Genomic DNA, 22,033 nt, shown 5'->3' with positions numbered 1-22,033 from the left:
TACATTAAACAAAGTAAAGTGATTACATATATTCTATCATAATTCGTAAAATAGAACAAACGTTCTTTGTTATATCAATTTAAAAATCTTATGGATATTTAGCCAAAATCTAAAAAACTCGCTATGAAAATTCATAACGAGTCATTAAAATCATATATCTATCTTCCATTCAAACATCTATCAGAACATTGCGTTCGCCTATGCTAGCACTCTTCTCTATGCGTGAAGTTTTTTATCCTTTGCACCCTTTGACCAATCTAATTCATCTAAGAAATGCAATACATCTTCATATACCTTATCTCGTTCTTTTCCCAAAGTAATGATATGACCAGAGTTTTGATACCAGATAATTTCTTTATCTTCTGTTTCAACTGTATCATAAATATAGGGAGCGCTTTCTTGGTATAAAGAATCATCCAATTTACCTTGTAACACTAGTGTTGGTGCATGAATCTCTTCAATTTCTTCAGAAGTATGCTGAATCATTTTTTGGATTTCATCAATAGCTCCTCGTGGGAGTTTTTCTAATGTCTTTAGTTCTTTTTCGATTTGCTCTTCATCTTTTCCTTCAATTTGCTTGTATACTCTTGCGTAATTGTATAAACGTTCAAACAAACCCTCTTTTGTTCTTCGTTTAATTGGCGCACACATTGAAACAACACCTTTTACCGGAAACTCGGCACCCACTTTTAATGTAAATACACCGCCTAGAGAAATACCAACAACAGCAACTTCTTCATATCCTAATTCTTTTAAATGATGATACCCTCTCGTTACATCTTCCCACCAATATTTTGCACCATATTTTAAGATTTCTTCTGCGCTTACACCATGCCCTCGATACATTGGTGCATGGCATGTATAACCCTGTTTATTTAAATACTGGCCTAGTTTCTTCACATCTTTTGTGCTTCCCGTAAAACCATGCAGTAATAAGACAGCCCGATGATCTCCTTCAAATGTAAATGGTTGCGGTGCTAATAGCTTCATCTTTTCTTGAACTCCTTTTTATTTTGAGTGCCTATATGATAATTTTCCTTTTCCACTAAAAATATTATTGTCAATTAAAAAGTTTATCATTCCGCATTTTTTTTCGTAGGCGCTCAATTTTTGTTCACATTTTATATTACATACAGACTAACACCTTTTACTCATAATGTACACTATATTATTTCATAAATTATTATGCGTTTTAGTTATAATTATAATGTTCTAAATGTCGTCTCCGATGATTTAAAATTTTTAGTCATAAAAAAATAATCTATAACAGTTTATTCTGTTATATAATAGAGGTACGTTAAAAAATAGGGGGATTATGATGAAAGTTTCTACAACAAGATTGGAAAAAGAAGATGCAAAAATCATTTATCAAGAAACAGCAGGTTTAGCCATCATTACAATACATCGTCCGCAAGCTAAAAATGCACTAACGGCGATTATGTGGGATGAACTACGAAAACTAGCATTGAAGGCGTTAGAAAATTCTAAAAATAAAGTTTTACTCTTAAGAGGATATGGTCAACAGTTCACTGCTGGTTCAGATATTAAAGAATTCAATTCCATTTCATTGGAAAAATCAGAAGAAGCATTCGTTCATATGGAAAAAACGATTTCCACCATCGAACATTTACCACTACCAACTATTGCAGTCATTAATGGCCCTGCGATGGGAGCTGGTCTTGAATTGGCTCTTGCATGTGACATTCGCATTGGTTCAGAGAAAGCCAAGCTTGGTATCCCTGTTGGAAAATTAGGTATTACGTTAAACAATAAATTTGCAGCACGTTTAGTGAACCTTATAGGTCCAAGTATGACAAAAGATTTAGTATATACAGGAAAGTTTTTAAAAACGGAAGAAGCCTATCGAGTTGGAATGTTGAATTATGTCACACAAGAAAAGGATTTAGATCGTTATGCCATAAGACTTGGAAAATTAGTGGCTTCGATGTCACCAGCTTCTGTATTAGCTGTGAAGCAATCTGTTCAAGAATGTATCGATTCCGCACCCGTACTTTGGAAAAGTTCTACTCCATTTGTCGACGCAAAGGATTTTCCAGAAGGTGTTCGCGCTTTCGTTGAAAAAAGACCACCTCAATTTACGCGAATATCATAAATAATCCTTATCTAAATTGTTTTTCTATCTTGCTAAAAAGTTATTAGCTAATATTCATGCAAGTCTATAGAATTTGGAAAAACAAAGGCTTTAATGTAAAAAGAATGGCTTCTCTTCTCTTTTAAGAGGGACAAAAATTAAATGTGGTTCAATCGCACACAAAAAGCATGAATAATTCGTATATGAATTATTCATGCTTTTTGTATATCTCTTAAAACCTATAAAAAACCAAAAATTGGTATCAGGCGTGTTGATTATCCAATATAATCCATAAAAATAGGGTAATTCGTTGATTTCCACTCCGACTTGCACGACTCATGCGGGCGAATGCTGGGGACAACAGGATGTTGGTCACGGAGTTGTTGCCACAGGACGTGGCGCACTACAACTCCGTTCCTTAATCGCTACGCTGCGGGGTCTCATCTATTCGCTTTTCCCGCGGGACATTGACTGGACTTCCTGAATCCACACCGCACGAAGGAAATGCGCATGCCTAATCGAGGACCGAGCAAGTCTCCGCTCCAATCTATATAAATGTTCCTAAAATACAGGGTTTTTCAAAAATTACACCAAGCAGGTACTCCTAATTTTTGTGAAATCAACATGCCTGTTAAATCAATTTAAGATTTAGGAGGAGAAAATGGAATTAATCTCAAAGGCTGAAAATAACGTTAAAAATCGTAATGTGCAAACGCTCATTTTATATCTGCTTTTCTTTTACTTTATTTGGGCTTTGAAAGAGTTGTGGTTCATTGATTACTTTCATTTATTTGAAGAAACAGCTTATGCTTTGCTGGAAGCAACAGCAAAAATCTTAGTTTGGATCGTTCCTATTGGGCTTTATGTAAAATATGATCTAAAAATAAAGCCAATTGATTATTTTCATATGAACGTTCATGTGAAAAAGGATTATTTTGGGGTATCATTCTTTCTACACTTATTGGTTTGCGTTTTGTCATTGAAGTCTATCTCATTAATAAAGAAACATTTCATTTTTTACTGCCATTAGACAGCTATCTTGATGGGTTTCTAATTGTAGGTATTACAGAAGAAATGGTTTTTAGGGGGTTTATCCTAAAAGAAATTAACAGCAGGATATCTTTTTGGAAGGCAAACGGAATTACATCATTATTATTTTTGCTTATACACTACCCGATTTGACACATGGGGCATTCTTGGCTTATCAGTCCCTAGTTTTTAATCCTACTGAATGGACACTAAATTTATATCAATGCTCTGTAATTCCAGTTCAAATTCTTGATCAAAAGCATTCCGTATATTTTCTTGTAATTCTCTAATAGGCAGTTGTTGATCCAACTGTATGGGTCCTTGTAAAATAAGGCTAACCGAAACTTTTGGTGCCGGTAATAGTACAAATTGTACTTTTGTTACCTTCCCAACCATTTTTTCTTTTTCACAAGTCTTTTGAATCATTTGGCTAAAGTATTGTTTATCAATATGACCAGTAGCCTGATGGAAATCAGGTTGAACAATAGTTGTTTCACCAATCTTTTCTTTTTTGGTTGAGAAAATTTCCATTCCTCTTTGTATGAATCGTTTGAAAAAATTTTGCTCAACTTCTATAACAGGAATAGGCATTATATGCTTGCCCTCTGTTTTACGAATAAATTTTGCTAATTTCAGTTCACTAGAAGATTTTAAATCTTCAATATGATAGTAATATTGAATTTCTCCGATCGCTAATCTTTGTGCAATTTTATCTGTCATTCGATCAGATGTGCCTATTATTAATAATTTGTCGATTTGCTGCGCTTTAATGGCATTTTGCACTTCTTTTGCGTGATCCTCATCTGAAAAGATGGCCCTTTTCACTGCTTTGTAGGCACTTTTTTCAAATTTTGCAGACGTACCAGCAATTTTCTTACCATTGACAATAAAAAGACCATCATCAATAATGCCAGCGATATCATGATCATGTGCAAAAAACAATGCAAAAGTACTTTTACCAGTTCCACTTGGCCCACTCAATGAATATATTTTCAATTGTATATCACCTATTCATCTTTATTTTAAACGTAAAAAATCAGCTGAGTAATTAAGTGAACACTTTCCAATAAAGTGAAGCTTCCATCAGTGGGGGTTTTCTTCATCCCCCACTGATGGTTAGCTGAACCAATCGGACTTTTACGGGCAGTTGTTCCCACACTCGTCTTTCTCGTTTTTCTCTAAACCTTGAGGTGTGGGTCTTACTGCCCGTTAAAGCGGGATCAATAATCATTCATTTGATGTAAACTCGATTGTTCATTATGTTACTTCTTTGTTCAAATGGATAATCTGCTTTTCTCATTATACTATTCATTTGATATAGAAAAAAAGTTAAAACACAAGCGCCTGTAAAAAGAAAAAGGCCAAGGCACTTGTTTGCACCTCGGCTAATAACATACTATTTTACACTTTAAATTGATGCGCTAATTCTTGCAATTCAACAGATTTTTTACTTATTTCCTGAATAACCCCTGTTATTTCTTGCAATGTCGCATTTTGTTCTTCTACAGAACCAGAAATAGTGTTTGTCGATTCAGCAGATTGGACGGCTTGTTTTGCAATCTCTTCAACTGAAGCTGTAACTTCCTCAGTTGCTGCTGATAGCTGTTCAGAAGTGGACGTTACTTCCTCTAAGCTATTTGTCATTTGATTAACTGAACTAGAAATATGACCAAAAGCTTCCGTCGCATTTGTAATAACATACACACCATCTTGAACATTCGTTAAATTACTTGTTACGGATTTCGCTACAATTTCTGTATCATTTTGAATTGTACTTATTAATGAGACAATTTGCTCTGCAGAATTTTTGGATTCCTCTGCTAATTTCCGAACTTCGTCAGCCACAACCGCAAATCCTTTTCCATGCTCTCCTGCTCTTGCAGCCTCTATAGCAGCGTTTAAAGCCAGTAAATTCGTTTGATCTGAAATCTCTGTAATCGCTTTTGTCATATTCTGTATTTCAGCTGATTGATTTTTTAGACGTGTGATTAATTCATTTGTTTGATCTGTTGTTTTAGATATTAACAAAACTTGTTCTTTGGCAACATTCAATATTTTCCTACCATTTTCTGCAAGTTCTGATGCTTGTTTTGCTTTATCAAATAGCGATTGAGAATTTTCTGCGATTGATTGGACACCTGCTGCTGTCTCGTTCATAGCTTGTGCTGCATCTTTTGCGATAACAGCCGAGTCATTTGCGCCTCTCGAAGTGACTTCGACACTATTTGATACTGCATCAGCTGCACTAGAAATCTCCTCAGTTGAAGCCGCAAGTTCTTCCATTTCTGCAGATAACTGACGTGAACTTTCTCCTATATTGATAATAATCGTTTGTAAATTTTTCTTCATTTCATTAAAAGATGACGCCAATGTTGCAATTTCATCTTTTGACTTCACAACAATATCATCTTGCGTTAAATCTCCAGATGCAATTTGTTTCGCACCTTCTACGACCTTTAATAGAGGCTTCACAATGATCCGTCTTACTCGATTCATAAAAAGAAGAGCTGTAATCATACCGCAAATGGCAATGATAATCGAAGCAATTTTTGCTATAAAAGCACTATGATTGACGTTGGCCTTTGCTGCAGCCAGTTCCTTTTGCTGATATTTTTCAATAGCAGTGATATTCGTCATTAAACTTTGGTGAGCGGACTCCGCATTATTCAATTCTAAAGCTACGCTATCGTCTTTTCCCGCTTTTTTATACTCGATGATTTTATCTATGACTTGATTGTAGGTAGCTATTGTCTCACTCATACTCTTTGTATAATCCTTGACAATTTTGGAGTCAGCACTTTTCTGAAGCTCATCAATCAATTTTGTTGTTTTTTCTTGATATCCAGTTAATTTTTGAGAATTGGATGCATTATTATCAATAATAAAACCTCTTAAATATAATCCTTCACTGGAAATATTCGACTTAATTTCATTAACCTTTTTTAAATTAGTTACATTGTCATTGATAACGCGACCAAATGAGTCGACTACGCTATCCATTCGATTGCCATTTAACCCCATGAGAATCATTATGTAAACAAACAAAATAATAAAGCCTAAGCTTATTTTCCTTTGAACAGACAATCTATGTCATCTCCCACCACAATGAATTTTATGCTATATAAATAAATACAATTTTATACCAGCATGATTATCGAGTCAATAGTAATGGAACTTTCTTACTAATTATCCCGTATATTAAATATTAAAGTAAATAATTAATTGGACAGAAATACCTTATTCTATAAACATTTATAAAAAAAAGAAAGGTACAGAATGCTGTTAAATCAACAATCCGTACCTTTTGTACCGTACACATTCTTCTTCTAAAAGAAGACAATTTTTTGCATCAAATCTTAAATTTCTTAACAGCATCACTTTGTTCAATCGCCTTATTGGTTAAGTCGTTTGAAACAGATGTGATTTCTTCTATTGTTTCTGCCACTTGCTTCACATTGTCGCTTACTGATTCTATTTTTTTAGTTGAATTTTCAGAAGATGTTGCAATTTCACTTACTGAAGCCGCAACCTGCTCTGCCGCAGCAGAAATTTCTTCCGTTATAGCAGATACATCTTCAATTTCTGATTTCATATGATCTACAGCTTGTACAATCGTTTCAAATGAAGTCCCTGCTTTTTGAATTAAATGGACACCATCTTCAACTGTGTCTAGATTGTCTAAAATCGCTTTTTCGACATCTTTTGTGTTCTGCTGTATTTCTACTGTTAGACGTTCGATTTGACTAGCTGATCGGTTAGATTCTTCTGCTAATTTCCGAACTTCATCTGCCACCACAGCAAATCCTTTTCCATGTTCCCCTGCTCTCGCTGCCTCAATAGCTGCGTTTAACGCAAGTAAATTTGTTTGTTCTGTAATATCCGTGATCACTTTAAGTGTATTTCCAATTTCCACTGATTGTTTATTTAATGATTGGATTAAATCTGTTGTATCCTTTGTTGATGAATGGATAAGCACCATTTGTTTTTCAGCATTAGAAATTTCTTTTTGTCCGCTATTAGCAATATCAGATGTTTCACTTGCAGAGGTATGTAGATTTTGTGCGGATTCCGCAATTTTTTGGACACCTGCTGCTGTTTCATCCATCGCAACTGCACTTTCTTTTGCAGCATATGTGGTTGATTGGGCTGTTTTTGATGTAACTTCAAGATTTTGTGATACTTCATTTGATGATGCAGAAACTTCTTGTGTAGAGGCCAACAATTCTTCCGCAGAAGAACTCAAGTGCTCTGAACTAACCGATAAAGAGCTTAATAAGTCTTTTAAAGAGTGCTTCATTAGATTAAATGATTTGGATAGTTGTCCAATTTCATCTTTCGAACGTACTTCAATATCTGGCTCCGTTAAATCTCCCTTAGCGATTACATTGACTGATTCATTTAACTTTACAATTGGTTTCGCAACTACTCGATGCATATAATAAGCCATCAAATAACTAAAAATAACAATAGCAATTACAATGATAATCCCAAGAATCAACGCATTTTTGGCTATGCTTTCAGATTTGGTTTCCGCCTGTGAAAATAACACCTTTATATATTTTGACAAATCTTGGGTAGCATTCAGTGTTTCTAAATAGGCTGCTTTCCCATTCGTATTTGTCTGTTCAATAGCTTCTTTGTGTTTACCACTCTTTTGCAAATCAAGTACTTGATCCGAAAATTTATCATAATTGTTCACTTCAGTAGATACTTTCGTCAATAATTCTTTCGATTTTTGACGCTGTAAATTTCCTTCTAAATTCTCTATTTCCTGATTCAATTGTTTTCTAGTATCCATTAATGTTTGTAAATCTTCTTCATTTCCTAAAAGATATGATCTAATTAATTGAGCTTTTTTAGCAGTTAAACTTTCAATTTTGGCTGTTGCACTAATTTGAGGTAAGCCCGTATTTATAGTTGAGCTATATTGTTGGTTTATCTTGTTTAGCTGACCTAATATAACTAAAAATGCAGCAATAATAATCAAAATGATGATAGAAAAACTACCCAAAATCTTTTTACTAATAGACATAATGTTCCCCCATTTGACAATTTTCTTAGTTCCTATCTCTTAGTTCTTACATACCATATTATATAGGAAATATACGAACATGAATAGTCTTATAGTAAATAAATAGATTATCAATCGGCAGTTCCATACACAAAAAATACACGATAGGAAAGTTCTTTATAAATAAAATTTTATTAGTTTTTCAGGCGTGTTAATTATCCAATTATATCCATAAAATTAGGTATTCGTTGATTTTCGCTACGCTACGGGGTCTCATCTATTCGCTTTTCCCGCGGGAGCGTACACTAACATTGTTATTTATTTAAACAAATGGAAATATCAAACTAGTTCTCACTCTATCTTGACCAAGAAAAAAATTTTTTCACACGAAAAAACTCTAGCAAACGTTGATATAACAACATTTTAAGAGGGAGTCGAGCAATCCTCCGCTCCAATCGTTATAAATGACGCTAAAATACAGAGCTTTTCAAAATTACACCAAACAAACATCTCTAATTTTTGTAAAATCAACACGCATGAAATTTTATTAGTTTTTATACACTATTCAATTAAAGAGCAACTTCATAGACGGAAACTAGTTTTTTTGAAGCAATCAAAGCTTACAGCCAGTTGATTCCAAACCTACTACTCAAATCTTGAGGTAATGTCTGACTATATCAATACTGTGAGACAAACGAACAGTCCAAAATCTCCACTTCATGCTTCATTTTTTTGATGGTCCTTCAATTGTCGAAGAATTCGTTTTCTATATGCCACAAGTTGCCATATTGTTAATAAAATCACGATCCACAAAAAAGGTTCCTTTACACTGAAACCAACAGAAGACTTACCGCCTGCTAACGGCAAGATAAACATTAATACGATCAAATAAGTCATCACCGCCACTTCGACATAAAAATGCATCATTCTATCTTTGATCGCTGGCGTATATACACTAAACAATAATAATCCGAACCCTACTATCATCCAAGTGATATTTGGAAAGGCTTTCCATATCGTCCATTGCTGATAGAAGTCAAAACACATTAATAATGTGGCACCCAATAACCCACTCACTAATTTAAAAATATTCAATTCTTACATTCCTTTCGATTCAGCATAGCTTAATGCAACTTCATCTCGTGTAGCCTTTTCCTTATCCTCTACCAGGGTTAGGTTAAAACATTTGATCTTTTCAAGCAGTTATCACATTACCTATCTTTTGCCCATTACTTGAGTCATACTGCCTGTTTGATACACGATAAAAGGGGCATTTATCCATTCTTGTTTATACGAAAAAACCGACAAACCCTATTTTATACGCCTCTCTTATTCCCCCATATATATGTATGTAATTGAGGAAGTACCTTCACGTTTGTCACATCATCATCCGAAAGAACTTTTTCGATTAACCATTCATACTTTTGTAAAAGTTTATGGACTAACTTTAAATGATCAGTTGTAGTAATATCAGCATTTCCAACTTGAAAATAGAAAGAAACATCTGGATAACGATGATGAACCTGTTTACCAAATTCATAGTCCTCATTATTGAAAATAACAACTTTCAGTGAAACTTGGTGATCATTCTGTCCCCTTTTCAATTTTGCGAATATTTCATCGAGAACCGCAAAGTTTGTTTTCATCCCTGAACTTGGGGGCTTAGGAGAAATAGTTAGTGCATCTATTTCATAAAACCATTCCTGCCACTTGCTTCCTTGGGTTTCTACACCGATCTGTATATTTTTTTCTTTTAATAAAGATATCAAATCACTGAGGTTTTTCAATAAAGCAGGGTTTCCTCCCGAAATGGTTACAAACGAAAAACCATCTCCTCCAATATGCTTTAACTCATCCCATATTTCTTCAGCTGACATTTGCACAATTTGCTCTTTCCCAGTACCATCCCACGTAAAAGCAGAATCGCACCAAGAGCAGGAATAATCGCAACCTGCTGTACGAACAAACATTGTCTTTTGACCAATAACCATTCCTTCACCTTGAATGGTGGGACCAAAGATCTCCATCACGGGAATTTTACTCAATTTCCATCCACTCCCGTCTAGCTTCAGCATAGCTCGTCGGTGTTTCGAACAAACGTACAAATTCAACACGAGCATCATTGCCTAAATTTTTCTTGTGCAAAGCTTCTGCCATTTTTTCGTAAATCCAAACTACGATATTCTCTGCTGTTGTATTCATTAGAGGAAGTGTCTTGTTTAAATAGCGATGATCCAAATGAATTTCAATTTTTTCTTTCCAGATATTCTTTATATCATTAAAGTCGATCGTTAAACCTCGATCATCTGTGAATCCGCTGATACCAAATACAACTTTATACGTATGACCATGCAGATTTTTACACTTTCCTTCATAGCAGTGTAGATGATGAGCGGCATCAAAAGTAAATTCTTTGCTAACGAGCACTCGTTTCGAATGATATTTCAATTGCTTTCGATCAATATCTTCATCTATCTTTTGTAACTGATCGATAATTTCAAAGTCATACATATTTCAAAACTCCTTATAAAGTGAAACTTCATCAGTGGGGGTTTTCTTCAGCCCCACTGAAATAAAAGAACTCAGGTTAAAAGCGCCACGTCCTATGGCAACACCTGAGGGGCCAACATCTTGCCCGCCCGAACCAATCTTACGGGCAGTTGATCTCTCATCTATCTTTCTCGTTTCTCTCTATATCTTGAGATGGGGGTCTTACTGCCCGTTAATGCGGGATAAAAAAACAGCACCTTAAGAAAAGTACTGTTTTCTTAGTTTTTTTAAGAGGGTAGCTAGAACCTCTGTAGCGTATGCAATTTTCCTCGCAAGTGAGATCTCCACCAGTTCAAAAACAAGCACTAAGTAGAGAATACTGTGCGGATAAGTTCAATGGGTTTAATTATAGTATTCATTTTATCTTTCTATTATCAGTAAATCAAGGTTGTACGTATATCTTTTAGCATCCAATGTTTCACATCCATTGAATAAATGCTATAAATTTCGACAAGATTAGTGCTAAGTATAAAGATAGATGAATTTTTAGGGGGCTTTTCATGAATATTGCAGATCGACTCGTGATTATTGGATTCACTATAATAGCAATCGTTATGATCACTATTGTTATTTTTCTAGTATATATGATGGTATTTGATCGAAATCAAAAACGGCATGCCGTTTTAAGAAACTATCCAGCCCTCGGCAGAATCCGATACTTTTTTGAAAAAATTGGTCCTGAAATGCGTCAATATTGGTTTAACACAGATCTTGAAGGCAAACCATTTTCACGATTGGACTACGAGCATATTGTAAAAGGAGCAAAATATATGAGAGAAGTTGCTGCCTTTGGCTCAAAACGTGATTTTGAAACAGGAGGTTTTTATGTTCGTAATGATATGTTTCCTAAGTTAACGGAAGAATTAAAATTGGATCAATACGTAAAAGTCAAAACAAAACGATATATTTTATTGAAAGATCCACTATTTTCACAGCGAGAAGAAAAATGGGAGGATGAGGAGTCATCTGCCTATTTATTACATGATGATGATGCCATTGTCATCGGTTCTAAAACCAAACATCCATTTGTCGTAAAAAGCCTTATTGGAATGTCAGCGATGAGTTATGGTTCCTTAGGAAATCAAGCGATTACAACATTATCGGAAGGATTGGCTTTAGCGAAAGGAACATGGATGAACACAGGTGAAGGTGGTCTTTCTCCCTATCATTTAAAAGGTGGGGTTGATATCATTATGCAAATTGGGCCTGGATTATTCGGTATTCGAGATCAAAATGGAGAAGTAGATTGGGATGAGCTAAAAAAGAAAAGTGAAATCCCAGAGATCAAGGCCTTTGAACTCAAGCTCGCTCAAGGTGCCAAAGCACGAGGTGGACATATTGATGCTGAAAAGGTGACACCTGAAGTGGCAAAGATCCGAAGAGTAGAACCCTATCATTCAGTAGATAGTCCAAATCGGTTCCATCAGTTTAATAATATAAAAACGATGTGTGACTTTATCGAAAAAATTAGAAATCATACTGGTAAACCAGTTGGTATGAAAATTGTTGTGGGTGGAAATGACAGTATTGAAGAATTAGCAAAATATATGAAAGAATCTGGAAAAGGACCGGACTTTATAACCGTTGATGGCGGCGAAGGTGGTACCGGAGCCTCCTACCAAGAACTAATTGACAGTGTTGGTCTACCAATTAAATCGGCATTGCCAATTGTTGTGGCAACATTAACAAAATATGGGGTTCGACATCAAGTTAAAATTATCGCTTCCGGCAAAATGTTTACACCCGATCGAATTGCTATTGCTCTCGCAATGGGAGCAGATTTAGTCAATATCGCTAGAGGATTTATGATTACAATAGGCTGTATCCAAGCAATGAAATGCAATTCCAACGCCTGCCCAGTTGGAGTTGCCACTACCGATCCTGATTTACAAAAGGCATTGGTCATTGATGAAAAAAAATACAGGGTAGTAAATTACCTTATTACTCTTCGAAAGGGACTATTTCGTATTGGTGCAGCTGCCGGCATCGATTCTCCTGTCCATTTTAAGCCCGAACATATTATGTATAAAGATGATAAAGGTGTTGTCATCTCTTTAGAAACGATCCTTCAAAAAATTAAACAACAAATAATAAAGTGAAACCTCGTATAGAGTTGTCTGAAATGCAATTTATCATCCATTGACACCACTGAAAAAGTCGATGTGCTTTCAAAGATAGGAGAAAAATCACCTTTTGACTCATCATCAAAGAAAAAATAGTTTCTTATCAATGAAAAGATAGTTTTCAGTGGTCTCAAATCTTTCATACAAATATTAAAAATTTTTATAAATACATGCAATTCACAGCAAGATTCTAATGATGGTGAACTAGCAAAGAGAATCGTTACCTTGCCATCCGTTATTGTCACCTCAGCAATAATTCATCCTATCTTTCCCTCATCAACACGCCGAGATTCATATTTTTTTGACAATCATAGAGATTAATGATACGATAACCATTGATTTTTTATAAATCCTATCAGAATACTCGGAGGTTACTATGAGAAAATATTTTTCGCTTATGTCACTGCTAATTGCATTAACTTTAGTTCTTGTAGCATGTGGCTCAAACAACAACAAAGATGAAAAGGAATCTTCAACGTCTAAAACAACAGACTTGTACGATACGATTAAAAAAGAAGGCGTTTTAAAAATTGGAACAGAAGGCACTTACCCACCCTTCACATTCCATGATAAATCAAACAAGCTTACTGGCTTCGATGTTGATATTGCAACAGAAGTAGCAAAACGTTTAGGTGTAAAGGCTGAATTTAAAGAAACACAATGGGACGCCATGTTTGCTGGACTTGATGCCAAACGATTCGATATGATTGCAAACCAAGTAGGTATTCAACCAGATCGTCAAAAAAAATACGATTTTTCTGATCCATACATCGAATCAGGTGCGGTGTTAATCGTCAATAAAGATAATAATGAAATTAAATCTTTTGAAGATATAAAAGGTAAAAAATCTGCTCAATCATTAACAAGTAATTATGGTCAAATGGCTAAAAAATACGGAGCACAATTAGTGGGCGTAGAAGGATTTACGCAAGCAATATCTCTTATTGGTTCTAAACGTGTAGATGCAACTATCAATGATAAATTGTCATTCTTGGATTATCAAAAATCACACCCAAATGCACCAATCAAAACCGTAGATGCTGAGTCCGATTTAGCACAAAGTGGTCTAATGTTCAGAAAAGATAGCGACAAGTTAGTGGAAGCAGTCAATAAAGCATTAAAAGATATAAAATCAGACGGAACATACGCAAAAATCTCTGATAAATGGTTCGGTGAAGATGTTTCTCCTAAATAGTATTTTTCAAGATCCTGAGCGATTCGATCAATTAGTATCGATTGCTCAGTCTTCTCTTTTACCAATGGTAAAAGGAGCCATTCAATATACGATTCCACTAACGATTATCACTTTTGTTCTTGGACTAATTCTTGCTATCTTGACAGCGCTAGCCCGGATTTCAGCAAGTAAAATTTTGAATACAATTGCACGTATCTATGTTTCCATTATTCGTGGAACACCTTTACTTGTTCAATTGTTTATTATCTTTTATGGATTACCTAATTTAGGTTTTACAATAGATCCATTTCCATCTGCGATCATTGGATTCTCACTAAATGTAGGCGCTTATGCCTCTGAAATTATTAGAGCCGCCATTTTATCCATTCCTAAGGGGCAATGGGAAGCTGGCTATTCTATCGGAATGAATCGTACACAAACACTTAAACGCATCATTTTCCCTCAGGCTGTTCGTGTATCTATTCCGCCATTATCAAATACTTTTATTAGTCTTGTAAAAGATACGTCACTGGCATCGCTTGTCCTTGTATCTGAAATGTGTCGAAAAGCACAAGAAATAGCTTCGACGAACTATGAATTCTTACTACTCTACTCTGAAGTAGCTATTTTATATTGGATAATTTGTACTGTTCTTTCTATTATTCAAGGACGAATTGAATCCCGGCTAGATCGATATGTATCAAAATAATAATAGAAGGACAAAAGACTTCTGGTATTAAGTCAAGTATATGATTGATAAAAGCTAGAGAAGAATTTCTAAAAAAGAGTACCCAAGAAGAAAGTTTTCCATCTATCATTTTTGGATGTAGCCCTGAAGATAAAAACTATTCAATTTTCAAGGAACAGTTATTAACTTAAAATTTATTATACGAGGAGTATTAGATATGATCAGCATCAAAAATCTTCATAAATCATTTGGTGACTTAGAAGTTCTTAAAGGAATTGACTTAGAGGTAGAACTTGGTAAAGTGATCGTCATCATTGGTCCTTCCGGTTCTGGCAAAACGACTTTGCTTAGATGCTTAAATCTACTTGAAATTCCTTCATCTGGAGCAATTGAAATAGATGATCATCTAATGAATTTTAATGGAAAAGAAATTCCTCAAAAAAAGATCGTTTCATTTCGCAGTTTAACAGGAATGGTTTTTCAAAATTATAATCTATTTCCTCATAAAACTGCCCTTGAAAATGTAATGGAAGGGCCTGTTATCGTTAAAGGAATTCCAAAGAAGCAAGCTAAAGAAAAGGCAATCCAATTACTCAATAAAGTAGGACTTGCTGATAAAATAGACGATTATCCTTTTCAATTGTCTGGTGGTCAACAGCAACGTGTAGGTATCGCACGAGCAATGGGAATCGAACCAAAAGTGATGCTCTTTGACGAACCTACATCTGCATTAGATCCTGAACTTGTAGGCGATGTATTGCAAGTTATGAAAGATTTGGCTGAAGAAGGCATGACGATGGTTGTAGTCACTCATGAAATGCGGTTCGCCAAAGAGGTGGCAGATGAGATAGTCTTTATCGATCATGGTGAAATTGTTGAAAAAGGAACACCAGATGAGATATTTACGCATCCTCAGCACGAACGAACTCGACACTTTTTAGAACAAATTCAATGATGGGACTTGTTATCCCCTATCAAATAATAACGAACATTAAAAAGGCACAAATGCTATTTTAAACTGCCCCCATTGTTATAAACATGATCTAACAATGGGAGATGCAGTTCATTGATTCATTAGCATTCGTGCTTTTTCTTCTTATTATAAGTTTTCACTACAAAAAATGTGGGATTTTTCAGAATCTCATGTTAAAAACCTTTAACAGTAATTAAACGATATTAAACTTAAAAAAAACCCGACTTTCCATAAGAAAATCGGGTTTTTAAAACTTTGCTTAATATACTAAACCATATAACGCTTTAATATGTGATAGGTAACGGATGTTACTTGCTTCTTTCATCAAAGTAGCAGGCAAGCCTTTAAGTTCAGTGTTGTTCGCTCCAACTGTAGCTACACCATCTTTACGTCCAAGTGAAGCAAGTGTACCAGAGTTAACTGCTTTGAACTCTTTCAAAGGTTGACCTTTTAATTGAGCAAATAAGTTATATCCTGCAGTTTCCCCCATTTGCCATGCAACTTGAGCAGTTGGTGCATATAATGGACGAGCACCTTCTTCAGGGATCAATACAGAACTATCACCAACAACGAATACATCAGAATGAGAAGTTGATTGTAAGTATTCGTTGATCGTTGCTTTACCACGATTTACTTCTAAGCCAGATTCAGCAACAACTGGAAGTGCAGCTACGCCACCAGTCCAAACAAATGTATTTGCTTCGATCACTTGGCCATCTTTAAGAGAAATTTTGTTACCCTCAACGGCAGTTACAGGGAGACCTGTTAAGAATTCTACACCGCGTTTAGAAAGTGATTCTGTCGCACGTTCAATAAGAGTATTTGGTAATACAGGAAGAATTTTTGGACCTGCTTCCACTAATTTAACGTTAAATTCACTGAAGTCAACACCATATTTTTCAGCCACTTTTGGCATATGATCGATGATTTCACCAACAAGTTCGATACCTGTTAGACCGCCACCACCGATAACAATTGTACCATCTGCTGGATCTTTTGTTTCAGCGTAAGCTTTAATTTTAGATTCGATATGTGCATTGATGTTATTTGCATCGTTAACAGATTTAAGGACCATACTGTTTTCTTCTAATCCTGGGATACCAAAATATCCAGTTTGGCTTCCTAAAGCCACTACAAGGACATCGTAAGATAGAGATGAACCGTCATCTAATTTAACGAACTTGTTATCTGGTGAAATTTCAGTAACTTTAGCGATGTGAAGATCAATGTCTTTCCCTTTGAAGATTTTTTCTAATGGGAATGCAACTGCTTGTTCACTAATTGTGCCACCAGCTAAACGGTGAAGTTCTGTAATAATTTGGTGAGTTGGAAATTGGTTGACGACAGTAACTTCTGCGTCATCTTTTGTTGCGTATTTGCGGAAAGTTAAGGCAGTTAGAACGCCACCATAACCAGCACCTAAAATGATGATTTTTTTTGACATAATTAATCCTCCGTAATCAGAATCAGTATTGATGTTAAGAAAAGACTATTTTAAATTTTTATGTTCTTCGTTCACTTGAAGGAAGGCATTCGTAAAACGGAAAAATTGTTGTACTTGTGGATCTTTTAGTAAACGAATGATACCAAATAGTCCAATTGTTTCAGTGCTTTCAGCAGCACGATCTTTTGCTTCAATTGCTGTTGCAGCTAGACCTTTTGCTGAGTTCACAACTGGAGTTGCGATTTCACCTACAGCACCAGCAATATCATTTTTTAATATTTCATCTGTTGATAATGATACTGCAACATCATAGATTTTAGTTAAAGTTGTTACCATTTCAGTTAACTTAGGTAATTCGTTAACCAATGCTGTAATAGAATCTTGTACCTCAGGTTTTAATAATTGATCCAATACATCAAGTTTTTCTTGGCTTACAGCGGGTTGCCCAGCTTGTAATTGATTAGTCGCTTCTGACATATCCAATTCTCCTTTGCAATAACTATTTACTTATTATTTGTGAATACAGATAATTTAAAGAAGTCATACTCAATCATCTTTCGACATTTCAGTTGTTTGATGAATTTGACCAACAATGCCCAAAATCATACCACGCCACTTTTATCGCATTAATGGCAATCCATTCTCCTCCTCGAGATTGTGAAAATCCAATAGAGGATGGAATAGAATCATTTGCCAGTAAAAGCTCGATTGATTTCGAAATATAGACGTTGTCATAGCTAGTAACTATTTAGCCTATGTTTCCTTTTCCATCAATAGGAGATAAATCCTGATGATGAAAGTTTACCTTTTTTAAAAGTGCTCGTTTTTCAATAGAAACAATTGTCTTTTTGACGATTTAAATTCAACCTCTACCTTATAATTTGTGGAATGAACCACTTTTATAACTCTACATTTGATAATACACCTTTCTTTATAGAGTTTCCATTAAATTTGAACATTTCATGTGAAAAAATGCACAAAGAATTGAATTATTTGTTTTTTTAATATTATATCCTTGACTTTTAACATTTATTTATTTATGAATGCATTGAATTTATTGTCCACAGATTCAATCAAGAAAATATGAAGGGAATTTACGAAAAAATATAATATTTTTTCTTTTACTTGTTCATTCTTATGTTATTCTAATAATTGTAAAAAGCAGTTTTATATAGAGGAGGAAATTAATTTGTCATTATTTAACATTCGACATGCAGAAGGTATTCATATTATTGTTGATGTCAAAAAACATAAAAACCATATTGAGTTAAAAACAGTAACAGGCGAAGAGCTATTTATCATTGCCCTTACAGATGAAAGTTATACCGTTTATGATGACCGTTTTGCAGGAGCTTCCAAACAAATGAATTCCATTGAAGCATTCCAAATCGATGGCAACTTTAGAAACTTAGATTTTGATAACATGCGTAAGTTATTCACGGATTCTTTTGATTGTTTAATAGATGAATTCGCAAAATATGTCGGAACAAATGAATTAGTGGATTTAGATGCTATTAAAGATGCCTTATCAAAAGATGCAAAAGGGATTTATTTCAAAATTATTTCTGATAAAACACCTTATCAAATGTAATCTGGGATTTTTTAGCCGATTTATTATGTAAAAACAGGAATACAGGCATGTTGATTTTTCCCTAATCAACATGCCTGATTAAAATATTATTATGAATATATATTTTCATTTCCAACTATGCCACGCAAAAATATACCAGATCTTTAGCATCTAGATCTACGCATGAACCAATTGAATTTTATTAGCAACGCGATTGGTCAATATGCTTGTTGCCTTTGGAAGAACAGCAACAAAAATTGGATTTAGGACAGGAGCAGCAAGTCCACCTGCTTTCATTTCTAAGTGACCAGTCATTTGTGTTTTGTTCGCACCTAATTCAACATCTTCAAAGTACCCTTGACCAGAAAATTTATCTGATAAACCGGTTAAAGTGAAACTGATTTTATGTGGTTCTTCCCATTCTGTAATATCAATTTGTACTTTGACTTCTTTTTTCAAAACCCCAACATTCCCTGCAAATGTCCATGTAGATTGTTTGTCATTCAAAATTTGATGTTCGCGATATCCTGGTACTAATGTTGCCCACTTTTCCATATGACTGACAAAATCCCAAACTTCTTTTTGTGGTACTGAAACTTCTACTGTATGTGATGCTGTTGCCATTATGATCACTGCTTTCTCTATAAAATCATTTCGTGGTTATTATACTATAATATTAATCTGTAAATCGACCTTTGAATCCTATTTTTCTAACTTATTCGCGAATTTGGCCATTTCCCGAAATATAGTATTTAGTAGATGTTAATGCAGGTAATCCCATAGGGCCTCTTGCGTGCAATTTTTGGGTGCTGATTCCAATTTCGGCACCATAACCAAATTCAAAACCATCTGTGAAACGAGTGGATGCATTATGATACACGGCCGCTGCATCTACCCCAGTTTGAAATTTTGCTGCATTTTCAAAGTTTTCCGTAATGATGGCTTCTGAATGTTTCGTCCCATATTGATTGATATGATCGATTGCCTCTTCTACATTTTTCACAATTTTTGCACTTAATGATAAGGCTAAATATTCTGTTCCCCAATCCGTTTCTGTTGCTTGCTTGACAGCTTCATTTGCCTTCTGAATGGTTGGATCTCCATAAATGGTCACCCCTGCATTTAGCAAATGATCGATAAACTCTTTCCCATGAGATGCAAACCATTTTTCATGGATTAGTAGACTTTCCGCTGCATTGCAAACAGAAGGTCTTTGTGTTTTGGCATTCATGACGATGTCCTTCGCCATTTGAGCTTTTGCTGTTTCATCGATAAAAATATGACAATTGCCCGCGCCTGTTTCAAGTACTGGAACCGTTGCCTTTGAAACAACTGTACCGATCAAATTTTTTCCACCTCGAGGAATGAGTACATCAATATATTTCTTTAAATGGAATAGTTCTTCCGCTGCCTCATGACTTGTATTTTCAATTAATAGAACAGAATCTATAGGTAGTTTAGATTGATTTAGTGCTTCATGGATAGACTTCACCAATGCACGATTAGAATGAATGGCTGAAGAACTACCACGTAAAATTACTGCATTCCCAGTTTTCAATGCTAATGTTGCTGCATCAACAGTAACATTAGGACGCGCCTCATAGATCATTCCGATCACACCAAGAGGAACACGTCTTTTTTCAATATGCAAACCATTTTCCTTATCGATTTTTTCCAGGCACTCGCCAACTGGATCTGGTAGACTAATGACTAATCGAATACCATCTACAATCCCCTGTATCCGATCTTCTGTCAATAGAATGCGATCTAACACAGATGGTGAAAGACCTTTTTCTTTTCCTGCCACAATATCTTTTTCATTTTCTTGGATAATCCGTTGTTGATCTATTATTAACTGTTGTGCAATTAGCTCTAATGCTTCATTTTTTTCTTTTGTAGATTGTTGGTTTAATCGGAAGCTAGCTTGCTTCGCTAGTTTACCTTTTTCTAAAACTTCTGACATAACGAAACCTCCTCATATTCGAACCCAGCGATCCCTATGAATCACTTCTATAAATGGTGCATCGATTTCACTTGTTTTTTTGCCCATCGCTTTCTTCAATAATTCTGAGGAATAAAAAATTTCCCCTCTTCCTAGAAGTCCATCAGTGCCATAGACTTCTACCACATCTCCTATAGAAAATTCGCCATTTAACCCAATTACACCTGCTGGTAATAGACTTTTTCCATGTTCGATTAATGCAATTTCTGCACCATGGTCTATCGTAATTTTTCCAGCCACTGGTGAAAATATGGAAATCCATTGTTTTTGACTGTTTAAGACAGGTAATTGATCGTTTTCAATATAGGTACCATCCCCCTTGCCATTTAAAATTTCTAAGAGCTTATTTTCTCCCTTTCCTCTTCCTATGAATACCTTTTTCACCCCTAGATCATAAGCTATCTTTGCAGCATGTATTTTTGACTGCATGCCGCCGGTACCTACTTTTGAACCTTCAGCTGTCGCAAATTCTAATTGTTCCTCCGTAATTTCAGTTAATCGATTAATACGGACAGCATCTGGATTTTTTTTAGGGTTAGCATTATAAAGGCCATTAATATCCGTTAATATAATCAACTGATCTGCATGTACTAAACCGCTTACTAATGCTGATAACATATCATTATCCCCAAAGGTCAGTTCTTTAATAGAAACCGTGTCATTTTCGTTAATAATTGGTAAGACTGAACGATCAAGCAGTTCGGAAAGTGTTGCATATGCATTTTTGTAGCGATCTTTTTTCGAAAAATCCGTTCTTGTCAATAAAATTTGTGCCGTTACAATGTCATACGTACTTAACTGTTCAGTATAGGATTGAACAAGCAAGCTTTGTCCTACAGCGGCAGCAGCTTGCTTTCCTTTTAGTGTAACAGGTCTCGAAGAATAACCAAGCTTTCGAAATCCACATGCAACAGCACCTGAAGAAACAAGTATTACTTCATGACCCGTTTGCTTCAATTTCGCAATAGCTTGTATATGATCATGAAATTTGAGCTGATCTATCTCCCCTTTTTCATTCGTCAGAGAGCTACTTCCAATTTTCACGACAATTCGTTTCTTTTCCATCACACAAATCCTCCTAACAAAAAAACCCTTTTCATCCTAAAAATAAGGACGAAAAGGGTAACTCTTCGTGGTACCACCTTAGTTGAATATCATCGTATTCGATACTCCACTCATTTCTCATAACGCTAGAGACTGCGCCTAGTTTTGCTAGGAGCTATGAAGTAGGTTCTGCATGGTTCTGTTACAATGCCTTTCAGCCGATGAACATTGCTCTCTTTCACAGAAGTGACATACGTACTAATCTTCACTTCGCTTATATTATCTATAAGGATGCAACAAATTATGTTGAAAGTCAATAAATTTAAACGAATT

Annotated in this window: 21 protein-coding genes and 1 riboswitch; of the genes, 9 read left to right on the top strand and 12 right to left on the bottom strand. The window is 35.2% G+C overall.

All coding sequences use genetic code 11. From position 1 onward, the window contains the following. Nucleotides 1-216 precede the first annotated feature (216 nt). Nucleotides 217-990 carry an alpha/beta hydrolase gene (locus tag FEZ13_RS03845; protein ID WP_146548609.1) on the bottom strand — a complete coding sequence of 258 codons (774 nt, stop codon included), beginning with the start codon at nucleotides 988-990 and terminating at the stop codon, nucleotides 217-219. A 328-nt stretch (nucleotides 991-1,318) separates the two neighbouring features. Here FEZ13_RS03845 and FEZ13_RS03840 point away from each other — a divergent pair, with 328 nt between their 5' ends. The 4 genes from FEZ13_RS03840 to FEZ13_RS20390 all read left to right on the top strand — a co-directional run bounded on the left by FEZ13_RS03840 (nucleotide 1,319) and on the right by FEZ13_RS20390 (nucleotide 3,274). Further along, nucleotides 1,319-2,113: an enoyl-CoA hydratase/isomerase family protein gene (locus FEZ13_RS03840; protein ID WP_146548608.1), complete on the top strand. Its 795-nt coding sequence runs from the start codon at nucleotides 1,319-1,321 to the stop codon at nucleotides 2,111-2,113. Between the two features lie 289 nt (nucleotides 2,114-2,402). Then, nucleotides 2,403-2,576: a hypothetical protein gene (locus FEZ13_RS19335; protein WP_186725885.1), complete on the top strand. Its 174-nt coding sequence runs from the start codon at nucleotides 2,403-2,405 to the stop codon at nucleotides 2,574-2,576. 177 nt (nucleotides 2,577-2,753) lie between these two features. Further along, nucleotides 2,754-3,122, top strand: coding sequence for a hypothetical protein (locus FEZ13_RS03835; RefSeq protein ID WP_146551534.1), 369 nt, complete (start codon nucleotides 2,754-2,756; stop codon nucleotides 3,120-3,122). Continuing rightward, nucleotides 3,059-3,274, top strand: a complete 216-nt coding sequence (locus tag FEZ13_RS20390) for a CPBP family glutamic-type intramembrane protease (protein WP_186725754.1) — start codon at nucleotides 3,059-3,061, stop codon at nucleotides 3,272-3,274. The genes FEZ13_RS03835 and FEZ13_RS20390 overlap by 64 nt, the downstream gene beginning before the upstream one ends. A 42-nt stretch (nucleotides 3,275-3,316) precedes the next feature. Here the strand turns inward: FEZ13_RS20390 and FEZ13_RS03825 are convergent, their stop codons facing one another. The 6 genes from FEZ13_RS03825 to queD all read right to left on the bottom strand — a co-directional run bounded on the left by FEZ13_RS03825 (nucleotide 3,317) and on the right by queD (nucleotide 10,643). Continuing rightward, nucleotides 3,317-4,117, bottom strand: coding sequence for an ATP-binding protein (locus FEZ13_RS03825; RefSeq protein WP_146551532.1), 801 nt, complete (start codon nucleotides 4,115-4,117; stop codon nucleotides 3,317-3,319). A gap of 405 nt (nucleotides 4,118-4,522) precedes the next feature. Then, nucleotides 4,523-6,205 (bottom strand): methyl-accepting chemotaxis protein, encoded by a 1,683-nt coding sequence (locus tag FEZ13_RS03820; RefSeq protein ID WP_146548605.1) that lies wholly within the window; start codon nucleotides 6,203-6,205, stop codon nucleotides 4,523-4,525. 265 nt (nucleotides 6,206-6,470) lie between these two features. Continuing rightward, nucleotides 6,471-8,153: a methyl-accepting chemotaxis protein gene (locus FEZ13_RS03815; protein WP_146551531.1), complete on the bottom strand. Its 1,683-nt coding sequence runs from the start codon at nucleotides 8,151-8,153 to the stop codon at nucleotides 6,471-6,473. A 696-nt stretch (nucleotides 8,154-8,849) separates the two neighbouring features. After that, nucleotides 8,850-9,227 carry a hypothetical protein gene (locus tag FEZ13_RS03810; protein WP_146551530.1) on the bottom strand — a complete coding sequence of 126 codons (378 nt, stop codon included), beginning with the start codon at nucleotides 9,225-9,227 and terminating at the stop codon, nucleotides 8,850-8,852. 221 nt (nucleotides 9,228-9,448) lie between these two features. Then, on the bottom strand, nucleotides 9,449-10,177 hold the full coding sequence (gene queE / locus FEZ13_RS03805; protein ID WP_146551529.1) for a 7-carboxy-7-deazaguanine synthase QueE: 729 nt from the start codon (nucleotides 10,175-10,177) through the stop codon (nucleotides 9,449-9,451). Beyond that, nucleotides 10,170-10,643, bottom strand: coding sequence for a 6-carboxytetrahydropterin synthase QueD (queD, locus tag FEZ13_RS03800; protein WP_146551528.1), 474 nt, complete (start codon nucleotides 10,641-10,643; stop codon nucleotides 10,170-10,172). The genes queE and queD overlap by 8 nt, the downstream gene beginning before the upstream one ends. Nucleotides 10,644-10,894: 251 nt before the next feature. Next, nucleotides 10,895-10,937: riboswitch (PreQ1 riboswitch) on the bottom strand. Nucleotides 10,938-11,182: 245 nt separating this feature from the next. Here queD and FEZ13_RS03795 point away from each other — a divergent pair. From FEZ13_RS03795 to FEZ13_RS03780, 4 genes are all read left to right on the top strand, one after another. Beyond that, nucleotides 11,183-12,781 carry an FMN-binding glutamate synthase family protein gene (locus tag FEZ13_RS03795; protein ID WP_146551527.1) on the top strand — a complete coding sequence of 533 codons (1,599 nt, stop codon included), beginning with the start codon at nucleotides 11,183-11,185 and terminating at the stop codon, nucleotides 12,779-12,781. Between the two features lie 400 nt (nucleotides 12,782-13,181). Further along, on the top strand, nucleotides 13,182-14,000 hold the full coding sequence (locus FEZ13_RS03790; protein ID WP_146551526.1) for an amino acid ABC transporter substrate-binding protein: 819 nt from the start codon (nucleotides 13,182-13,184) through the stop codon (nucleotides 13,998-14,000). Further along, nucleotides 13,984-14,688 (top strand): amino acid ABC transporter permease, encoded by a 705-nt coding sequence (locus FEZ13_RS03785; protein WP_146551525.1) that lies wholly within the window; start codon nucleotides 13,984-13,986, stop codon nucleotides 14,686-14,688. The genes FEZ13_RS03790 and FEZ13_RS03785 overlap by 17 nt, the downstream gene beginning before the upstream one ends. A gap of 196 nt (nucleotides 14,689-14,884) precedes the next feature. Further along, on the top strand, nucleotides 14,885-15,622 hold the full coding sequence (locus FEZ13_RS03780) for an amino acid ABC transporter ATP-binding protein (protein WP_146551524.1): 738 nt from the start codon (nucleotides 14,885-14,887) through the stop codon (nucleotides 15,620-15,622). Between the two features lie 277 nt (nucleotides 15,623-15,899). On the opposite strand, the gene FEZ13_RS03775 is transcribed toward FEZ13_RS03780, so the two are convergent. Further along, a complete protein-coding gene (locus tag FEZ13_RS03775; RefSeq protein WP_146548596.1) occupies nucleotides 15,900-17,084 on the bottom strand; it encodes an NAD(P)/FAD-dependent oxidoreductase in 1,185 nt (394 codons plus the stop codon). A 45-nt stretch (nucleotides 17,085-17,129) separates the two neighbouring features. After that, nucleotides 17,130-17,561 (bottom strand): DUF1641 domain-containing protein, encoded by a 432-nt coding sequence (locus FEZ13_RS03770; RefSeq protein ID WP_146551523.1) that lies wholly within the window; start codon nucleotides 17,559-17,561, stop codon nucleotides 17,130-17,132. A 712-nt stretch (nucleotides 17,562-18,273) separates the two neighbouring features. Between FEZ13_RS03770 and FEZ13_RS03765 the strand changes: the two genes are divergently transcribed. Continuing rightward, the gene (locus tag FEZ13_RS03765; protein ID WP_146548594.1) at nucleotides 18,274-18,675 is read left to right on the top strand and encodes a hypothetical protein; all 402 of its coding nucleotides are present in this window, start codon (nucleotides 18,274-18,276) and stop codon (nucleotides 18,673-18,675) included. 156 nt (nucleotides 18,676-18,831) lie between these two features. On the opposite strand, the gene FEZ13_RS03760 is transcribed toward FEZ13_RS03765, so the two are convergent. The 3 genes from FEZ13_RS03760 to proB all read right to left on the bottom strand — a co-directional run bounded on the left by FEZ13_RS03760 (nucleotide 18,832) and on the right by proB (nucleotide 21,721). After that, the gene (locus FEZ13_RS03760; protein WP_146551522.1) at nucleotides 18,832-19,278 is read right to left on the bottom strand and encodes an SRPBCC family protein; all 447 of its coding nucleotides are present in this window, start codon (nucleotides 19,276-19,278) and stop codon (nucleotides 18,832-18,834) included. 91 nt (nucleotides 19,279-19,369) lie between these two features. Then, on the bottom strand, nucleotides 19,370-20,617 hold the full coding sequence (locus FEZ13_RS03755; protein WP_146551521.1) for a glutamate-5-semialdehyde dehydrogenase: 1,248 nt from the start codon (nucleotides 20,615-20,617) through the stop codon (nucleotides 19,370-19,372). A 12-nt stretch (nucleotides 20,618-20,629) separates the two neighbouring features. Beyond that, entirely contained in the window at nucleotides 20,630-21,721 is a 1,092-nt protein-coding gene (proB, locus tag FEZ13_RS03750) for a glutamate 5-kinase (protein WP_146551520.1), read from the bottom strand. Between the last annotated feature and the right edge of the window lie 312 nt (nucleotides 21,722-22,033).

Origin of the sequence: Rummeliibacillus sp. SL167, from assembly GCF_007896505.1 — a bacterium.
In the GTDB taxonomy this organism is placed as follows: Bacteria; Bacillota; Bacilli; order Bacillales_A; family Planococcaceae; genus Rummeliibacillus; species Rummeliibacillus suwonensis.
This window is presented reverse-complemented; position numbering and strand designations above follow the sequence as displayed.